16 protein-coding genes are annotated in these 16,036 nt (G+C 63.9%); 10 read left to right on the top strand and 6 right to left on the bottom strand.

The genetic code is table 11. The annotated features are described in order from the left end of the window. Positions 1–10: 10 nt before the first annotated feature. Positions 11–523 carry an HlyD family efflux transporter periplasmic adaptor subunit gene (locus tag ACQY68_RS16825; RefSeq protein WP_428152697.1) on the bottom strand — a complete coding sequence of 171 codons (513 nt, stop codon included), beginning with the start codon at positions 521–523 and terminating at the stop codon, positions 11–13. Between ACQY68_RS16825 and ACQY68_RS16820 the strand changes: the two genes are divergently transcribed. Continuing rightward, the gene (locus ACQY68_RS16820; RefSeq protein ID WP_428152720.1) at positions 506–961 is read left to right on the top strand and encodes a hypothetical protein; all 456 of its coding nucleotides are present in this window, start codon (positions 506–508) and stop codon (positions 959–961) included. The genes ACQY68_RS16825 and ACQY68_RS16820 overlap by 18 nt on opposite strands. A gap of 370 nt (positions 962–1,331) precedes the next feature. Here ACQY68_RS16820 and ACQY68_RS16815 read toward each other — a convergent pair whose 3' ends face one another. From ACQY68_RS16815 to ACQY68_RS16795, 5 genes are all read right to left on the bottom strand, one after another. Continuing rightward, a complete protein-coding gene (locus tag ACQY68_RS16815) occupies positions 1,332–2,300 on the bottom strand; it encodes an alpha/beta fold hydrolase (protein WP_428150926.1) in 969 nt (322 codons plus the stop codon). Positions 2,301–3,176: 876 nt separating this feature from the next. Next, positions 3,177–3,575, bottom strand: coding sequence for a hypothetical protein (locus tag ACQY68_RS16810; RefSeq protein WP_428150925.1), 399 nt, complete (start codon positions 3,573–3,575; stop codon positions 3,177–3,179). A 74-nt stretch (positions 3,576–3,649) separates the two neighbouring features. Next, positions 3,650–4,336 (bottom strand): hypothetical protein, encoded by a 687-nt coding sequence (locus tag ACQY68_RS16805; RefSeq protein WP_428150924.1) that lies wholly within the window; start codon positions 4,334–4,336, stop codon positions 3,650–3,652. Beyond that, on the bottom strand, positions 4,333–4,659 hold the full coding sequence (locus ACQY68_RS16800) for a helix-turn-helix transcriptional regulator (protein ID WP_428150923.1): 327 nt from the start codon (positions 4,657–4,659) through the stop codon (positions 4,333–4,335). The genes ACQY68_RS16805 and ACQY68_RS16800 overlap by 4 nt, the downstream gene beginning before the upstream one ends. A gap of 155 nt (positions 4,660–4,814) precedes the next feature. Beyond that, a complete protein-coding gene (locus ACQY68_RS16795; protein ID WP_428150922.1) occupies positions 4,815–6,143 on the bottom strand; it encodes a hypothetical protein in 1,329 nt (442 codons plus the stop codon). 109 nt (positions 6,144–6,252) lie between these two features. On the opposite strand from ACQY68_RS16795, the gene ACQY68_RS16790 reads away from it, so the two are divergent. The 9 genes from ACQY68_RS16790 to ACQY68_RS16750 all read left to right on the top strand — a co-directional run bounded on the left by ACQY68_RS16790 (position 6,253) and on the right by ACQY68_RS16750 (position 16,025). Next, a complete protein-coding gene (locus ACQY68_RS16790) occupies positions 6,253–6,462 on the top strand; it encodes a hypothetical protein (protein ID WP_428150921.1) in 210 nt (69 codons plus the stop codon). A gap of 18 nt (positions 6,463–6,480) precedes the next feature. Then, positions 6,481–8,127, top strand: a complete 1,647-nt coding sequence (locus ACQY68_RS16785; protein ID WP_428150920.1) for a recombinase family protein — start codon at positions 6,481–6,483, stop codon at positions 8,125–8,127. Next, entirely contained in the window at positions 8,124–9,293 is a 1,170-nt protein-coding gene (locus tag ACQY68_RS16780) for a type IV secretory system conjugative DNA transfer family protein (protein WP_428150919.1), read from the top strand. The genes ACQY68_RS16785 and ACQY68_RS16780 overlap by 4 nt, the downstream gene beginning before the upstream one ends. A 221-nt stretch (positions 9,294–9,514) precedes the next feature. Continuing rightward, positions 9,515–10,282, top strand: a complete 768-nt coding sequence (locus ACQY68_RS16775; RefSeq protein ID WP_428150918.1) for a ParB/RepB/Spo0J family partition protein — start codon at positions 9,515–9,517, stop codon at positions 10,280–10,282. A gap of 9 nt (positions 10,283–10,291) precedes the next feature. Beyond that, positions 10,292–11,380 carry a hypothetical protein gene (locus tag ACQY68_RS16770; RefSeq protein WP_428150917.1) on the top strand — a complete coding sequence of 363 codons (1,089 nt, stop codon included), beginning with the start codon at positions 10,292–10,294 and terminating at the stop codon, positions 11,378–11,380. A 211-nt stretch (positions 11,381–11,591) separates the two neighbouring features. After that, positions 11,592–12,344: a hypothetical protein gene (locus ACQY68_RS16765; protein ID WP_428150916.1), complete on the top strand. Its 753-nt coding sequence runs from the start codon at positions 11,592–11,594 to the stop codon at positions 12,342–12,344. Further along, positions 12,341–13,816: a succinylglutamate-semialdehyde dehydrogenase gene (locus ACQY68_RS16760; RefSeq protein WP_428150915.1), complete on the top strand. Its 1,476-nt coding sequence runs from the start codon at positions 12,341–12,343 to the stop codon at positions 13,814–13,816. Before ACQY68_RS16765 ends, ACQY68_RS16760 begins: the two co-directional genes overlap by 4 nt. Positions 13,817–13,851: 35 nt before the next feature. Further along, positions 13,852–15,087 (top strand): hypothetical protein, encoded by a 1,236-nt coding sequence (locus ACQY68_RS16755; RefSeq protein WP_428150914.1) that lies wholly within the window; start codon positions 13,852–13,854, stop codon positions 15,085–15,087. Beyond that, a complete protein-coding gene (locus tag ACQY68_RS16750; RefSeq protein WP_428150913.1) occupies positions 15,084–16,025 on the top strand; it encodes a 2OG-Fe(II) oxygenase family protein in 942 nt (313 codons plus the stop codon). The genes ACQY68_RS16755 and ACQY68_RS16750 overlap by 4 nt, the downstream gene beginning before the upstream one ends. The last annotated feature ends 11 nt before the right edge of the window (positions 16,026–16,036 follow it).

The raw sequence follows: 16,036 nt of genomic DNA, 5'->3' as shown, positions 1-16,036 counted from the left end.
TATAGTTCCGTCATTGGGGCTGACCAGCGTCAGACCCGGCGTTGTCGCGGCTCCGCATGTGTGTGGACAGGAGTGGTTCCAATAGCCAAATGATCAAAGGGCGCTCTTCGAGAACCAAGTCGGCCGTCAGCCTCATGCCGGGCGTCAGCGGTACTGGCCGGCCCCCCGCCAGTACAGACTGGCGGTCCAGCGTCACCACTACACGGTACATCGGCTCAGTTGCGCCGGTCAGTTCAGCCGTATCCCCCGGGCTGGCCGTAGCCTGACTTATGTAACGTAATCGGCCCTCATAAGCGCCGAATCTCTGATATGGAAAGGCGTCGTACAGAAGGCGAACCTTCCCCTCGCGGCGCAGAAATCCTACGGCCCGTGACGGCACCCAAAGCTCTGCTTCAAGCTCCGTTCCGACCGGAAGGACGACGCCGAGGGTCTGTCCTGGCTGAACCGAGGCCCCCGGCCTCACTAGCAGGGAGGCCAGTCGGCCAGCATGGCGGGCCGACAAAAGTTGGCCCTCCTCAGCCATCAACTCGGTTCTACGATCCGACTGTTCGGCGCGACGCTGGGCATTGACAGCTTCTGCCTGCGCGCGTTCGGCGACAAGCCGGGTGCGCTGGGCGGCATGTTGGCCAAGCTGAGACTGGAGGCCACGTCGTTCACGTCTCACTGCAGACTGCGCCTGGCGAGCCATGAGGACTGCGTCTTCTCGCTGCCTGAGTTGCATCGTGGCCATCAACTCGCGTGCATGAAGCGACTCTGCCGCCGTCAAGGCTTCAGTCGCCAGCCGAACGCGTTCACCCGTTATGTTCTCATCGCCGGTCAGTTGCTCGAGATCGGCCGTAATTCCCCTGACCCGAAGGTCGAGTTCGTCGATCTGGCTGGTCAACGCGCTGATAGTTGCCGTCTGCTGCTGCGTGAGCGCCTCGGCACCTGCGTCAGAAGCCCGCCGCCTCAGGTCGGTTAGACTTTCCCCCGAGCTTGACAGGGCCCCGAACGAAATACGCACGATCGGCGTTCCGGCCCGAACGTCCAGACCCTCGCCGACAAGAATTTCCTCCACAACCCCTGGGCGGGTCGCTACCAAAGCTTGGGCTCCGACTGTAGGAACCAGGCTGCCGGTGACTGTCTCTTTCCGCGAGTACCTTGCGACACATACGAAGACGACCAGCGCCGCAACTAACGATAAAAGGAAGATTGTCAGCACCCAGCTTGTTACGCCGTAGGTCCTGATGGGCGTTCCATACCGATTTGTCGAAGCCTGAACAGCTTCACTTCTGAAGAGAGATTCGCGCAGCCGCAATGTCGTTTCGTCCTTGTGGTGGCTGATCGCGAACTTAGTGTCGGTCTGGACCCGATGGCCGCTCGATATGGTCTGCGATGTGTTTCCAAGTCGAACGCGAGCTCATCACGAGGGAGTGCGAAGCGCCACTCAGAACCATGACCTCTGCGTCGCCACCGGCGATGTCTTCGGGTCTTGAGACGAGATCGCCCTCAGCGAAGATGACTAGGGCCGAGCGGCCCAAAGGGTTTTCACGAGACAACGAGGACAGGCCCTCCCGAAACGCCACGCTCGATGGCGCGTCACGCGGGCCGAACACCGCCGTTTCCCAGCTCAACTGGGACCGGATCTGGGCAGCGTTGACTAGAATGTCCCGGGGATGCCGGTGATTCAGCCAAGGAACGACGAGAACCAACGAAGCTGGCTTGAGAAGCGCGCCTGTGGCGATCGCCTGGGCCGCGCCGAAGCTCTCTCCGTGGATGATGATTCGACGCGGCCCAGGTGATAGCTGGCGTACACGGGCCGCGACCGCTCGCGCGTCGTCCCAGACGGCACCGAGACCACGCGAGCGCAAGTCTTCCATCGCGCGAGGCCCGCTATCACGCGAACCGAGACCATCCACTGCCAAGACGTCATAGCCCATGTTGGCGTAGTTGCGGACTGTAGCGAGATATCCCCTATCGCGCAGGCTGCCGGAAGGACCGCCATGGAAGTAAACAACGAGGCCTCGACTTCCCGCTTCACTCGAGAAGTGGTTGGCCGCGATCAGTCGGCCGGCGGCCTCCAAGTTTTCTATTTGCCACGCCAGCGCCGGAGCTCGTGGAGCGGGTGGATTGCGCCCGCAAATCACCTCTGAAGTCGAGCCTGGGGTTAGCTTGACCAGCCGAGTGGTGTTTCGTGCGCCCTGCAGCAGCAGATAGGCCTCGGGACCCGTGGCGACCGCGATATCATCAATTGTCACATCCTCGTTGTCTGTCAGATATGCTCGGACTGAGACCTCAAGCCAGCTCCGTGCACCAGGCAAGGCAACTCCACGCGGTGTAAATGTTCCAACTTCTCTGCCCGCCGGGTCGAGAACTGATAATTCATACGGCACTCGGTCCCCGCGAGATGACCAGCCGGGCCGGTACGCTACCAAATCCTGTTCAGCGCGAGCGATAGATGGCGCTCCGTAGATTTCCGGTCGTAGCCCGGCCTCAAGCAGAGTGGCCCGGTTGCCGGATCTGAGAGACAAACGCGACCCTGCTTCGCGGACGAGCCAAACTGGCTGAACCGCCATCCCGAGTTCTAGTCGCTCAATCCGGCGATCGCCGGAGGCGGACCTTGCCTTGCGATACTCTTCTTCAAAAGCGGCGGCCTCTACGGCAGCATCCGCGCTTGGCGAGACGCCGACCCGCCCAATATCTGCTGAGGCCGGGACCGATAGGGTTGCCGACGACAGGATTTGAAGCGGCCCTGAGCCAGCGTGACCCAACTGAAACAGTCGGGATCCATGCCTTAGAAACAGTTGAGTCGTGTCAGCCCCCCAACCAACGAAATCGGCTCGCTCGGCTCCGTCAATCCGGACGCCACAGTTCCGACCGCCCGCTTCGACGCAGGCCGCAGGTGCGACGAGAGTTTTAGTGACCATCGAGCCGCTCGAGGCACTTCCGGGCGCCCGGGATCTCCAAAGAAACAGCTGGCCCCCGTCGGGAGCCAGCTGAATCCTGTTCATATCACACAAGTCCTGGAGCAGACTTGTGGACGCGATCGCAAGCGTTTGTTCTGTTGTCGTCGATACAGCCCCGGTTTGATCCGAAGATTTCGCGTCGCACGAAGAAAGCGTGAGCAGCCCCAAGATCGGCAGATGTATTAGGATGCCAATGCATCGGAAGCTACGCGTCATCTCAACACTTGTTATTTAGTTCGGGCCCGTTGTGGTGGTCGGCCCACCGTTCACCGGCTGCGTCCAGAAGGTCCCGTCGTCGGTGAAGAATCCGTTGCTTTCAACTTGACCATCCCCGTTCATATCGAACCATGTGACACCATTGGTGTCCGTCCAAAACCACCCGGCCTGGAAGGTGCCATTTTCGTCCTCGCCCCAAGCGGTGCCGCTGTCTATGATTGAAGCACCATTTTGAGGGTCAAATGTCACGACCGGTCCGTCTTCGTCCTCACCAGCTTCTGTCACTTGGTCGGCCAGTACGTTGCCGCCAGCACCTGCAAACACGTCTCGAAGAAATTGTCCGAGTTTGCCGAGCCAGCCCCAGCGACCGGCTCCGGAAACCTCTACGCACTCTTCGTAGGTGAGCACTCGCATTGAAAAAACCCCTCTCTACTTACTTTGATTAAATAAAGCCACCGAGGGTGGCGCTTGATCAGCGCGTATATCCCTCAGGTTGTCGAGTGAGGCATTTGGCCGCACGGACTCACCGGGGCGATGTCGGTTTCGCAGGGACTGGTCGTCTGAGGATGACCGATGTCCGGGTCAGTCCCGATCAAGGACGCCGTGGCGGGTTTCGTCATGGATCGAATGGGCGGGTCGCCCGGAGTCTGGTCACTCAACTCTGCCAGGAACCGTCGGGCGTCGATTGAGAAATGGGCGACTACCAGAGCGGCGGCGCTGAACAGGGCCATGCGGAGATTTTCCGGTTCCCAGGCCTTCCGCTTTCCCGGGAGGAGGGCCTCAAGCGAAGGCGTTTGGCGCGCGACCGCATCGGCGATCTCGTGTCGCGTCATGGCGCCCAATGGGCTGAAACAGTCTTGAACGTCGGACCGGCGAAGCACGACCACCTCGATGTCGCGCTTGTAGGCGACCGCGACGAGCTCTCGGCCCAACAGGGTCATCCGCTCCGAACGGGAGGACACCGACGGTTCAAAGGCCTCCAGCACCAAGGTTCGCGGACGAAAGACCTCGAACACCCGTATGGCCTTCTGAAGGATCGCCTCATTGTCTGCGGCGCTAACCCAGACCATGCGCCACGCCCAGGGATTGAACGGCCCGTCATAGACGATCCAGGCGAAGCCATCGCGCATCGGGTAAAGCCCGAGCACGAGATTGGGGGGATGGACGGCGGTCATGCGTCGTCGGTCTCAGGTCGGGCCCGGGAGATCATGGCGAGGAGGAGTTCGCGCTTGCGGCCGGCGCTATGGTCCGAACGCCCGTCCAGTTCGCCCCAGAGGATGTTTCCCCGCGCGATCACTTGGTCTTCGATCTCTCCGTAGAGGTCTGGAAGCATCTCCTTCAGCCCCACGCCGAAGATGATCTCATAGGCGAGCAGGATGCTGAGTGGCGGGGTTTTTCCGCGCTGTTCGTAGCGCGAGATTGTACTGTGCGAACGTCGACCGATGAGGCGGGCCAGTTCCTCCTGGGACAGGCCCCATCGCAGGCGATGTGTGAGCATAGAGCGGTGGTGTGATGGGTAAGGCGAGCTCCGGTTGAGGAGAGCTTTCCGATTGTCTCAATCCGCGGTCACGCGCCACAGGGGGGCATTCCGACCTAAATCTCGACAGCCACCGCTGTGCGCGTCTCGCACCAAACGTGCGCGCAACACACAATTCATGAGACCGCGGATCCCGGAAAAGACAAGGTCTCGGGTGGGGATACCGCCGGCGCAATCTGCACCGCCAAAGCCTTCAGCCTCGGCCACTGGTCACGCGATACCCTGTAGACGCCGCCTGTCTTTCGTGTGGTCAGCCCCAGACGGTCCCGCAGCATTCCGCCCACCCAGCGATCGGACATAGGCCGGCCGAGTAGCGTCGAGGCCTCCGCATTGAAGGCACGGGTCGCGTCCCTGACCGCCACGCCTAGTGCTGGCGCCTGGTCGAACAGGCCGCTCATCACCCGAATCAGAAGCGTTTCGGAATCGATCGAGGCGCTCTCTGGACGGGCGCCGGTCATCAGGGCGTAACGGACCCGCTCCAGCGTCTTGGGCTCGTCGATCAGGGAGAGCAGAGCGAGCGCCGTCTGATTGAGCCGAGGCTCAACCCCGACCAGGGCGCGGGTCGGATCGGGCGCGACCGTGTCGAGCGCGGCGAACCGCCAGGACAGGAGACGGTTGCGCAGCGACTGGGCTTCGTGCGCCAGACTTGGCGGCGCATGAATGGGCAGGTCGGGTCGCAGGGGATGGCGGCCGGTCTCCTCGGTCAGGAAACGGCTCTCCAGAGCGTCGTCCCGGAAGGAGCGGCGCATTGCGATCAGCTTGGGCCCATACACGGAGAAGGCTCGCGGGTTCAGCTCGCGGTCAGCGTTCGTCAGTGTGCGCAGCACAGGCACGCCCGCCACGGTCCCGTTGTTGAGGATCTTGGTCAGATCGGCCGTGGCGTCTGAAAACCGGAAGTCCGCCTCGTCGAGGACGAGCGTGCCGCGAAAGACGTCAAGGATGTGAAAGAGCGGCGAGACCGTCGAGGCGCCCGAGGCGAAGAAGGCCTTGTAGCAGAGCGAGCCCACGGCCAGGAGGGCCCGGGTCTTGCCGGTGCCGTAGTCGCCCCGGAAACGCAGCATCGGCAGTTCGTTGAAGCCGTCGTAAACCCAGGACAGCAGCACATAGTAGGGGGCGATGTCCTCGAACAGCGGCGACAGCTGGACGTGGCGACGAAGGAAGGCGCGGAGGTCGGCGATCAGGGACGCCTTGTCACCGAACGGATCGACGGCCGAGGGCAGGCGGACGCAGCCGCTGGTCAGGAGGTTGTTGGTCGCCGCATAGGGCCGGAGCCGCCGTCCATCCGGCAGGACGATCTCCCGCTCGATCGAGATCGAGCCGTCCGGACGCCTGACTGCGAAAGCCGTCGATCCGGCGTCGCGATCATACAGCAGTTCAACGATCGTCCCGTCCGGCAGGACCCGCGAGACGCCGGCGACGAGGGGAGGATCGGTGGAGGTCGCCATAGTATCACCATGCGGCTCGCTGTCCGTTCCGCGCAGGGGGTGGGTTGGTCCGCGCCACGGACGCTTGCCCCACCTCCCGCCTCGGACCGCGGACGCTCATTCTGGGAGCATGACCACACCCTCATCCGCCTCAAAATCTCCCCGGCGTCCAGGCGACCTGATCCTTAATCGCCTCCTGGCGGGCCGGACTCATCCGCCAGATCGGGAGGCCCTGCGCGAACGGCTCCAGGTCCACATTCGGCTGATGCTGCGCATCGCCGAGCGTCTGGACGAGGAGGAGCGCGCCGCTCGCGAGATCGCCGAGGGCGCCCTACAATAGGGCAAGCGCCTGACGCCTATGACCAAGACCTACTACGGCTACACCCGCGTCTCGACTGCCGGCCAGGGGCACGGGGCTTCGCTCGACGAACAGAAGGCCGCGATCGAGGCTTTCGCCCGCCGCCGCGACTTGAAGATCATTGGCTGGTATTCCGAGCTCCAGACCGCCGCCAAAACCGGCCGGCGACAGTTCTCGGCCATGCTGGTCGCCCTGAAGCACGGCCGGGCCTCAGGCGTCATCATCCACAAGATCGACCGCAGCGCCCGCAACCTCGCCGACTGGGCCCGGATCGGAGAACTGGTCGACGAGGGTGTCGAGGTCCGCTTCGCCCACGACGACCTCGACATCACAACCCGCGGCGGACGGCTAACCGCCGACATCCAGGCCGTCATCGCTGCCGACTTCATTCGCAACAACCGCGAAGAGGTGAAGAAGGGCATGTATGGTTGGTTGAAGCGCGGCTATTACCCCTTCGGCGCGCCTCAGGGCTATCTCGACCAAGGCTCGGGCCGGCTGAAGACCATCGATCCGGTGCTCGGCCCCCGGATCGTCCGTGCCTTCGACCTCTACGCCACCGGCCAGTACAGTCTGGAGACCCTCAGGCATCGTTTGGCCGAAGAAGGTTGGAGGCGAGCCGACGGCACGCCGCAGAGCGTCAATGTGCTCGCCACCCTCCTGCGCAATCCCTTCTACGCCGGGGTCATCCTGATCAAGCGCAACGGACAGAGGTTCGACGGCGGCCATGACCCGCTTGTCCCGATGGCCCGGTTCGAGCGGGTCCAGGCCGTGTTGGACGGCCGGGTCTTCGCCCGCCCGCTCGCCCATGGCTTCCGCTTTCGCCGCCTGATCCGCTGCGCAGGCTGCCCGCGCACACTCACCGGGGAGCTGCAGAAGGGCCGGGTCTATTACCGTTGCCACGGCTGCAAGGGCGTCTCCTTCGCCGAGACCTGGATCGAGGACCGGCTGAACGCGGCCCTTTCAGCTATCGCCTACACCGACGGGGAGATGAGGGACTTCAGGGACCTCGCCGAGACTCTGCGGGCCGACGACGGCGCGGCCGAGGCGCGGCGTCGCGCCGGCCTCGATCGCGACCTGGCTCTTGTCGCCGACCGGCTGGAACGGCTGACGGACGCTATGATCGACGGGGCGATCGATGGAGACAGTTTTTCGGAGCGGAAGTCGCGTCTTCTCGCCGATCGCCGGCGGCTCGAACAGGCCCGGATCGAGGACGCCGACAGGCTCGGATGGCGACGCGCGCTCGAAAGGTTCGAACGCTGGAATACCGCGCAACGAGGCTATGCTGCGGCGAACGCCGCTGAAAAACGCGAGATCCTCGTTTCGATGGGTTCGAACTTCGTAGCCGAGGGAAAAGACCTATTGTTTGCTTCGGATTTGCTCCCTCTCGGAGAGCTTCTGGACAGGGGCGTCCATGAGGGTGGACCGTCTCGGGGGATGGTTCGAACGGCTGGGACTTCGAACGAAAAGGGTGGGCTACCGCCCCACGCGGTCTGCCTGAACGATTTCGCGTCGCGGCGCATCCGACCGTCCGTGTCGCGCCGGGCCCTCGTAAAGGCCCTGATCGGCGACGCCGATCCTATTGTCCGCGACGCGGACCGTTTGGCCCCCGGTACGGACACTCCCGAAGCCCTCAAACTGGCGGCATGACCCCCGATCCGGTCGCGGCGATCGCCGAGACCACCTACCATCGCCGCTATGTCCGCTTCGGGCTCCGCCCGGCGGATCTCGCCAGCCATCTGTTCGTCATCGGCAAGACCGGGGTGGGCAAGTCGAGCCTCCTGGAGCTGATGGCGCTCGCGGACTTGGCGACCGATCGCGGCTTCGCGCTTATCGATCCGCACGGCGATCTCGCAGACCGGGTTCGGGCCGCGGCTCCGCCGGGCCGCCGTATCGTCCATCTGGATCCGACCGATCCCGAGGCACCCGTCGGCTACAATCCGCTCCGTCGGGTCCGGGACGACCTCATCCCGCTCGCGGCCTCCGGCCTGCTCGAAGCCTTTCGCAAACTCTGGCCCGACGCCTGGGGTGTCCGCATGGAGCATGTGCTCAGAAGTTCGCTCTACGCCCTTCTCGAACAGGATCAGGCGACCCTTCCAGACATCCTGCGGCTCTTCTCGGACAAGGTTTTCCGGCGTGGCGTCGCCGGCCGGCTGCGCAATCCGGTCGTCCGCGCCTTCTGGGTCTCGGAGTTCCCGGCCTACCAGCCGCGCTATCAGGCCGAGATGGTCGCCCCGATCCGCAACAAGCTCGGCGCCCTCCTGTCCGATCCGGCGCTCTACCGGCTCCTGGTCGCGCCCAAGGAAGACCTCTCGTTCCGCAGGTTGATGGACGAGGGCGCGGTCCTGATCGTCACCCTGGCCAAGGGCCGGATCGGCGAGGACAGCGCGGGCACCCTCGGCAGCCTCCTCGTCTCGACCCTGGGCCTGGCGGCCCTCAGTCGCGCGGACCTACCGCCCGCCTCGCGGCGGCCCTTCACCCTCTACGCCGACGAGTTCCAGACCTTCACCACCCTGGCCTTCGCCGGCCAGACGGCCGAGCTCAGGAAGATGGGCGTGGCTTTGGTCCTCGCCACCCAGCATCTCGAACAGATCCAGCCGGAGGTCCGCCACGCCATCCTCGGCAACGCCGGATCCCTGTTCGCCTTTCGGGTCGGCCCTGAGGACGCCGTCGCCCTGGCCGCAGAGTTCCAGCCCGTGTTCGGGGTTGAGGATCTGATCAACCTTCCCAACCGGCATTTCTACGCCCGGCTGATGATTGACGGCTCTCCGAGCCGTCCGTTCAGTGCGCGTACCCTCGAGCGTCCCGAAGGCTGAGCCGCAGGCAAGACTAAGGGACTCCGTCCCTCGCGCGCGCCAGGGTTCGCGGCTTCGCCGCCGGTCCGGCGGTATCCCCGGTCTTCCTTCGCTTCGCTCCGTGCAGACCGGGTGATCCCCCTCCGCCGGACCGCCCTGGCGCTTGCTACCCCAGGTCTCGCCGACGGGCAGGGGGGCAGGCGGAATTCCGCCTGCCCCCCTGCACCAAAGGAGACTTGGAAATGACTGCTCTTGCTCACACTCCGATCCAGTCCGGCATCGAAATCCTCGTGCCGCTCAACCGCCTCAAGCCATCGCCGCGCAACGCGCGGCGGACGCCGCACGCGCCTTCCGACATCGAGGCGCTCGCCGCTTCCATCGCGGTCAAAGGCGTGCTCCAGCCCCCCGTCGTCGAACCCGAACGCGACGCAGAAGGTGCCGAGACGGGGGCCTATCTGGTCACCATCGGCGAGGGACGACGGCAAGCGCTGCGGCTCCTCTCGAAGCGCCAACGCCTCGCCAAGGACGAACCCGTCCGCTGCCTTGTCGACGAGACCAACGACGCCTTCGAAATCAGTCTCGACGAGAACGTCACCCGGTTCGCCATGCACCCGGCCGACCAGTTCGAAGCCTTCCGTGACCTGGCAGGAAAGCAGGGCTGGAGCGCCGAGCAGATCGCCGTCCGTTTCGGCGTCACTGAGAAGCTTGTGCGCCAGAGGCTCCGCCTCGGCGTCGTCAGCTCCCGACTCCTCGCCGTCTATCGCGCGGGTGACCTCAGCCTCGACCAGCTGATGGCCTTCGCCCTCAGCGAGGACCCCGAGCGGCAGGAGCAGGTCTACGACGGCCTCGCCTACAACCGCTCTCCGTCCTTCATCCGCCGCGCGCTCACCGAACAGGAGGCTCCCGCGACCGATCCCCGCGCGATCCTCGTCGGGGCCGAAGCCTATCAGGCCGAGGGCGGTCGTATCCGGCGCGACCTGTTCGAGGACGACCGGGGCGGTTGGTTCTAGGACATCGTCTTGCTCGACCGTCTGGCGCTTGACCGGTTGAAGGTTGAGGCCGAACGCGTACGAGCCGAGGAGGGTTGGTCCTGGGCCGAGACCCATCTCGACTATCCGCACGACCACGGCCTCGCTCGCGCCTATCCGCGCGCGCCCGAGCACGACGAGGAGGCAACGGCCCGGTTGGCAGTCCTGTCCGAGGACTACGATGCCTTGATCGAGGCCCTGCCGCCGGACGAAGCTATCCCCGAAGACATGGAGACCCGGCTCAACGTCATCGAGGCCGAGCTCCGGGACGCTCACGCGCCCGTCTACGACCCCGAGACCGTGGCCCGCTCGGGTCTGTTCGCGCTGCTCGACCGGGACGGCGGGGTTCGCATCGAACGCGGCTTCCAGCGCCCTGAGGACATGGCTGAGGTTGAAGACAGCGAGGACGACGACAGCTCCGAAAACGGTCCCGGGACCAAGGGTCCGAAGTCCATTCCCGACCGGCTGGTCATGGAGCTGACGGCGCACAGGACAGCGGCGCTCAGGGACCTTCTCGGAAGTCGCCCGGAGGACGCGTTCCTCGCGGCGCTCCACGCCGTGGTTCTGCCGACCTATTGGACGGGAGAGAGGCGGTCTTGCCTGAACCTCAAGCTGGAGAGCCGGGACGTCTCCAACCTGATCGAGAACTGGGTGGAAACTCCGGCCGCCCGGTCGCTGGAGGCGCGTCACGCGAGCTGGGCCGCCCGCCTCCCGGAGGACCCAGCCGACCTCTGGGCCGCGCTCGTCGCCTTCAAACCCAAGGAGCGAATGGGGCTGTTCGCCCACTGCGTCTCCCTGAGCATCGAGGCGGTCCTGCCGAGCGCGGCGTGGCGTCGGGACGTCGGTGCAGAGACGCTCGCCGCCCACCTCGCACTCGACATGGGTCGCTACTGGTCGGCCACGCCGGAGCAGTATTTCGGGCGGGTCTCGAAGACCCACATCCTCGAAGTGGTGGAGGCCGAGAAGCCCGAGGCCGTAGTCCGGCTGAACGGCCTGAAGAAGGATGCGATGGCCCGCCACGCTTCTGACCTGCTTGCTCCGGAGGGGTGGTTGCCGCCACTCCTTAAGAGGGAGCCCTAACGAGGGGACGCGGGAGGGGCTTCGCGCCCCTCCCGAACGTCTCTCACCTCCCCAAGGTCCCGGATCCTCCGCCGCCCAGGTTGGCGGATTGATCGCGGGTCGAGACCGGGATCACAACCTCAGGCCGTCGTGGCGCGTACTTAGGCCGCCCGGTCCCTTCCTCGATTTGCCGTGTGATCCTCGAAGATCAGTGGTATTATCAGCTCAAGCCATGCTGACCCAGCCCGCTCCAGTCAACGAGCCTCCCACCGCAAAGACGGCTGGCGTCGTGCAATCTCAGGCGGTCAAGAAGGGAGGCGTTTCACGCCCCCCGGCCGTCCCGCCGTCGATGGTTTCGGAACGCATCCCTTGGCTCAACGATATGATTGACAAGCAGTACCGGCTCTATGCGTGGAACGATGCGCGGGTCCAGGTGCTGGCAACCATCAACGGCCTGCTGATCACCGCTCTTACCTTCCTGTTCAAGGATGGACCGAGAACGACCTTTAGCCTGGCCTGCCTCGTGACCGCGCTCATCGCTCTCTGCGCCGGTCTTTTGATCTGCCTGTGGTTTCTCAGAGATTTTCCCAACAGCAGAAGAAGTCAGGCGCCGGGCTCGCCCAACGTCCGTTCGTTAAACGGAATTACGGCTTACGCAGACTGGGAAGCGTATGAAACGGCGCTTCTGACGATGTCTGCCGAAAGGTATTTCAAAGACTCCGCCCGGCAAATCTACGGCATGGCGATCAACAATGTCCGTTGTCACGCCACGATGCGCCAAGGAAGCATCTTGACGATGCTCGGCGCCATTATTCTGGTCATCGGCGCGGCCCTCCAAATGGCGCCGACACCGCCGGCGACGGCGATTGCACCTTCCGCGCCGAGCATAGCTGTGTCGCTAGCGAAGGGCGGTCCGCACGCGCAAACGCCGGTCGCCGCTCCGCCTGCGAGCCCGGCACGCGAAGTCACGGAGACTGAACCATGAACGCCGATCAGATGTCATGCCTTGTCGGCGGCAGGGCCTTCACCCCTCGTGGCGCAGGCAAGGAAGTCATCTCTCTCGACCCATTCACGGGCTCCGAACACTGGCACGCCACCGGGGCGGGGATCGAAGAGGTTGATGCTGCTGTTCAAGCTGCACGGGCAGCGTTTCGGGGCTGGAGTACAACGCCACCTGAAGTGCGAAGCGAGTGTCTGGAGCGGTTCGCGATCCGCGTTCGGGAACGGGCCGATGAGCTGGCGCAGTTGATATCGCGTGAGAACGGAAAGCCTCTCTGGGATGCTCGGGTCGAGGTGAATAGTTTGGCCTCGAAGGTCGATGCGACGGTCGAAGCATTCAGGACGCGCGCCGGAGAGTCCTCGCGCGAGGTCCGGGGCATGATCTCGCGTACCCGGTTCCTGCCTCACGGCGTGATGGTGGTTTTGGGCCCGTTCAATTTTCCGATGAGCATGGGCAACAGCCACATCATGCCGGCGCTGTTGGCCGGCAACACCGTGGTGTTTAAGCCCAGTGAACTGACGCCTCTCTCTGGTCTGGTTATGTCGACGATCTGGCAGGAGGCGGGTCTGCCCCCGGGCGTCCTGAACTGTCTGTCGGGCGGTCGGGATGTCGGCGAGGCGCTCGTCACCCACGGCGACATCGACGGCGTGCTGTTCGTCGGCAGTCATTCGGGCGGGATCGGCATCTTACGCGCCCTGGTCGAACATCCCGAAAAGATCGTGGCCTTGGAGATGGGCGGGAACAGCCCGCTCGTCGTCTGGGACTACGACGACCTTGATGTCGCCGCTCACATCGCGCTGCAGTCCTCAATGGTCACTGCGGGTCAACGGTGCTCTGCGGCGCGACGTCTAATCGTTCCGGAAGGCGATACGCGTCTGCTGCCGCGGCTGGCCGAAATTTTGAACAAGCTGCGAATCGGTCACCACGCCGATACGCCTGAGCCCTACTACGGCCCGGTGATCCGACCGCGAGCGGCGGAAGTAGCGCTGACGAGGTACGAGGCGCTTGCGGCGGCTGGCGCTAAGACCTGGGTCGCGCCCGCCAAAGGAGGACCTTGGGGCACGCTGGTCTCGCCTGGTCTTGTGGATGTCACAGGTTGTCCAGCCGATCACGATGAAGAGATATTCGGGCCGGTTTTGAAGGTCTACACCGCTGCGACCCTTGAGGAAGCCATCGCGCTCTCGAACCAGACGCGGTTCGGCTTGGCGGCGGGGATCGTCACCCGTAGCGCCGACAACTACGAGCGGTACCTTCGCGAAGTACGGGCGGGCATCGTCAACTGGAACCAGCAACTCACCGGCGCCACGATGTTCGCCCCGTTTGGCGGCGTCAAACAGAGCGGCAATTTCCGGTCCGCCGGCTTCATGTCGACCGACTATTGCTCTTACCCGATCGCGGCATTCGAGGTCGACCGGCCCACTCTCCCGGAGACGCTATCACCTGGACTGAACCTCTGAACGGGCCTCCGTCATGTTCGGATCCGGCGCCGACCTTGGGTGGTCGTGCGTTTTACGAGGTCGCCGACAAATTGCTCGCGCGTAAGACTGGCACACAGTTGGCGCTGTCGTTTCACTGCTGCGCCGAGCCGGTGCGCCAGCCACCTGCTTGGGCGACGTCTCCCCCGCTTGCGACGTTTGAGACCTTTTTCAAGATTTGCCTCGACATCTTCAGCGAGGCCTTGAGCGGCCAGCAAGGTGCAGAGGTCTATCGATGGCTGATGAACGACACGCCGGTCTCGTTGCGCCGTGCGTTCCATCGGAGCCTGCCCGAGGCCGTCTATCGGCGCCCGCAGTTCTTTCGGACCGACGAAGGCGCGGACGGCCGGGTCGTCGAAATCCAGTGTCCGGGGTCGGGTTGGGGAGACTTGCAGCTTCTGAAGGATCTCTACATCGCCTCCGGGCGTGCCGAAGATCGCCTCGAGGCCTATCGACCGGCAGAGGCCTTCGTCAGGGAGGTGATCGCCCTGACAGGATCGGATCATCCGAGCGTGCTCCATCTTCTAGACAACGCCTCGGCTCCAGCCTCCATCCGCTATCACATGGCCACCACGGCGCCGCCGCTTCGCTACTGGGGCTACTCGGCAGACGTCGACAACGCGCGATGCGATCTGGTGCGAAGCCACTCCGTGTTCGGACTCGTGGCGGAGAACCGCTTCAAGCAAAGGCTTCGACAAGCAGCGGCCGGCGAGGCCATTTTCGACCTGCCGCCGATCATTCTGTTCGATCAGAAGGCCCCCCTCGCACTGCCGTTCTGGGAGATGACGCGAGATCGGTTTCCTGAGGCTGTGCGCGAACTCTTGGCCTATACCTACCCCTTGGCACTGGACGGATTCAGAACCCCCGAGGGCGATTGGCTGTCGTTGGAAGACTTGGTGAATTTACCCGCTTCGAAGCGCCGATACTTCGTGAAATATGCCGGGTCGGACGTTTCCGTGAACTGGGGTAGCCAATCGGTTTGGCGCACAGCCGACAACGGCTTTGCCAAGAAGCTCGACGACATCCGCGCGGAAATGAAATCAGGGCGTCCATGGATCATTCAGGCTGACGTCGGTTCTCGGACGCTCGCCTCAACCCTTTTGCGCGAAGCGGATGAGCCGACGAGCGAGACTCGGTTTGTCAAATATTCGAGATTCTACGGCCCGACGCAGTCTCTAGGCGCCAAAGCCATGTTCGCCGCCACGCCGAAGGTCCACGGCCAGTCGATAACGACGGTGGGTCTGGTTCTGTGAACATTCGACACAAGTATCTGCCCAACCTGTCGGACCTTCAGGAAAACGGCTTCCTCGTATGGCCGTTGAAGTCGGGTTTAGGACGCCTCGCAGTCGAGGCGGTTCAAGATTTTTACGACCAACCCTTGGCTGATCGCGCCGCCCTGGTCCCTGACGGGTTCGATCCAATGGGTTACACGCCGTCCGAAGCCGAGACTGACGATCTTCTTGCAATGAGGAGTAAGGTCCCAGCCTCGTTCACAGGCCAACGACGCCGCGGCTATGCATCGTTCGACTTCCTCGCGACTCCGGCCTCGATCGCGCCGAGCGGGTTGGTAGGGTCCCCAATGTCTCTCGGCGACGTTGGCCTGCAGCGTAGGGTCGCCGGTGTAACCGCTTCGCTCCGACAGCTTGCCAGTCATATCGCGTTTGCGCTCTGGGACGCGATTTCCGCCGAGTTCGGTGCGCCCGGGTGGCCCCGCTCGGCACTGTCAGGCCAGACCTGTTCTATTACCAGATTGCTCCGGTACCGGCCGGGCGAATTGGAAATTAGCAAGGCTCACACCGACTATGAGTTCATCGCCCTCATCATCAGTGACGAACCGGGGTTGGAAGTTCGGAATCATCGTGACGATTGGAGCTCTGTTGATGCCCCATCCGGCTGCGTCATCGTTCTGCCAGGAGATATGATGGGGCTGGCAACAGACGGCGCGATCGGCGCATCGGTTCATCGGGTCAGATGTAACGGCCGGCTGCGCCATGCCTTCATCCAGTTTCAGGGCCTCGCCTATCAGACGGCGCTCGACCATCCCGCCATGACCACGTTCGGAAACCACCTGTGCGGCATGCTCGTGCGTGGAGCGCCCCGTCTCGCCGCCGCCCATGCCGCAGGCCTTCTTCCCCTTTCTTTCCAACCGCCCCTGCACAATCCGGTCGGTGTCAAAGCGCATGTCTTCTGAGTTGCAGGCCA

The sequence above is a fragment of the Brevundimonas sp. genome (assembly GCF_965278935.1).
Taxonomy (GTDB): domain Bacteria; phylum Pseudomonadota; class Alphaproteobacteria; order Caulobacterales; family Caulobacteraceae; genus Brevundimonas.
This window is presented reverse-complemented; position numbering and strand designations above follow the sequence as displayed.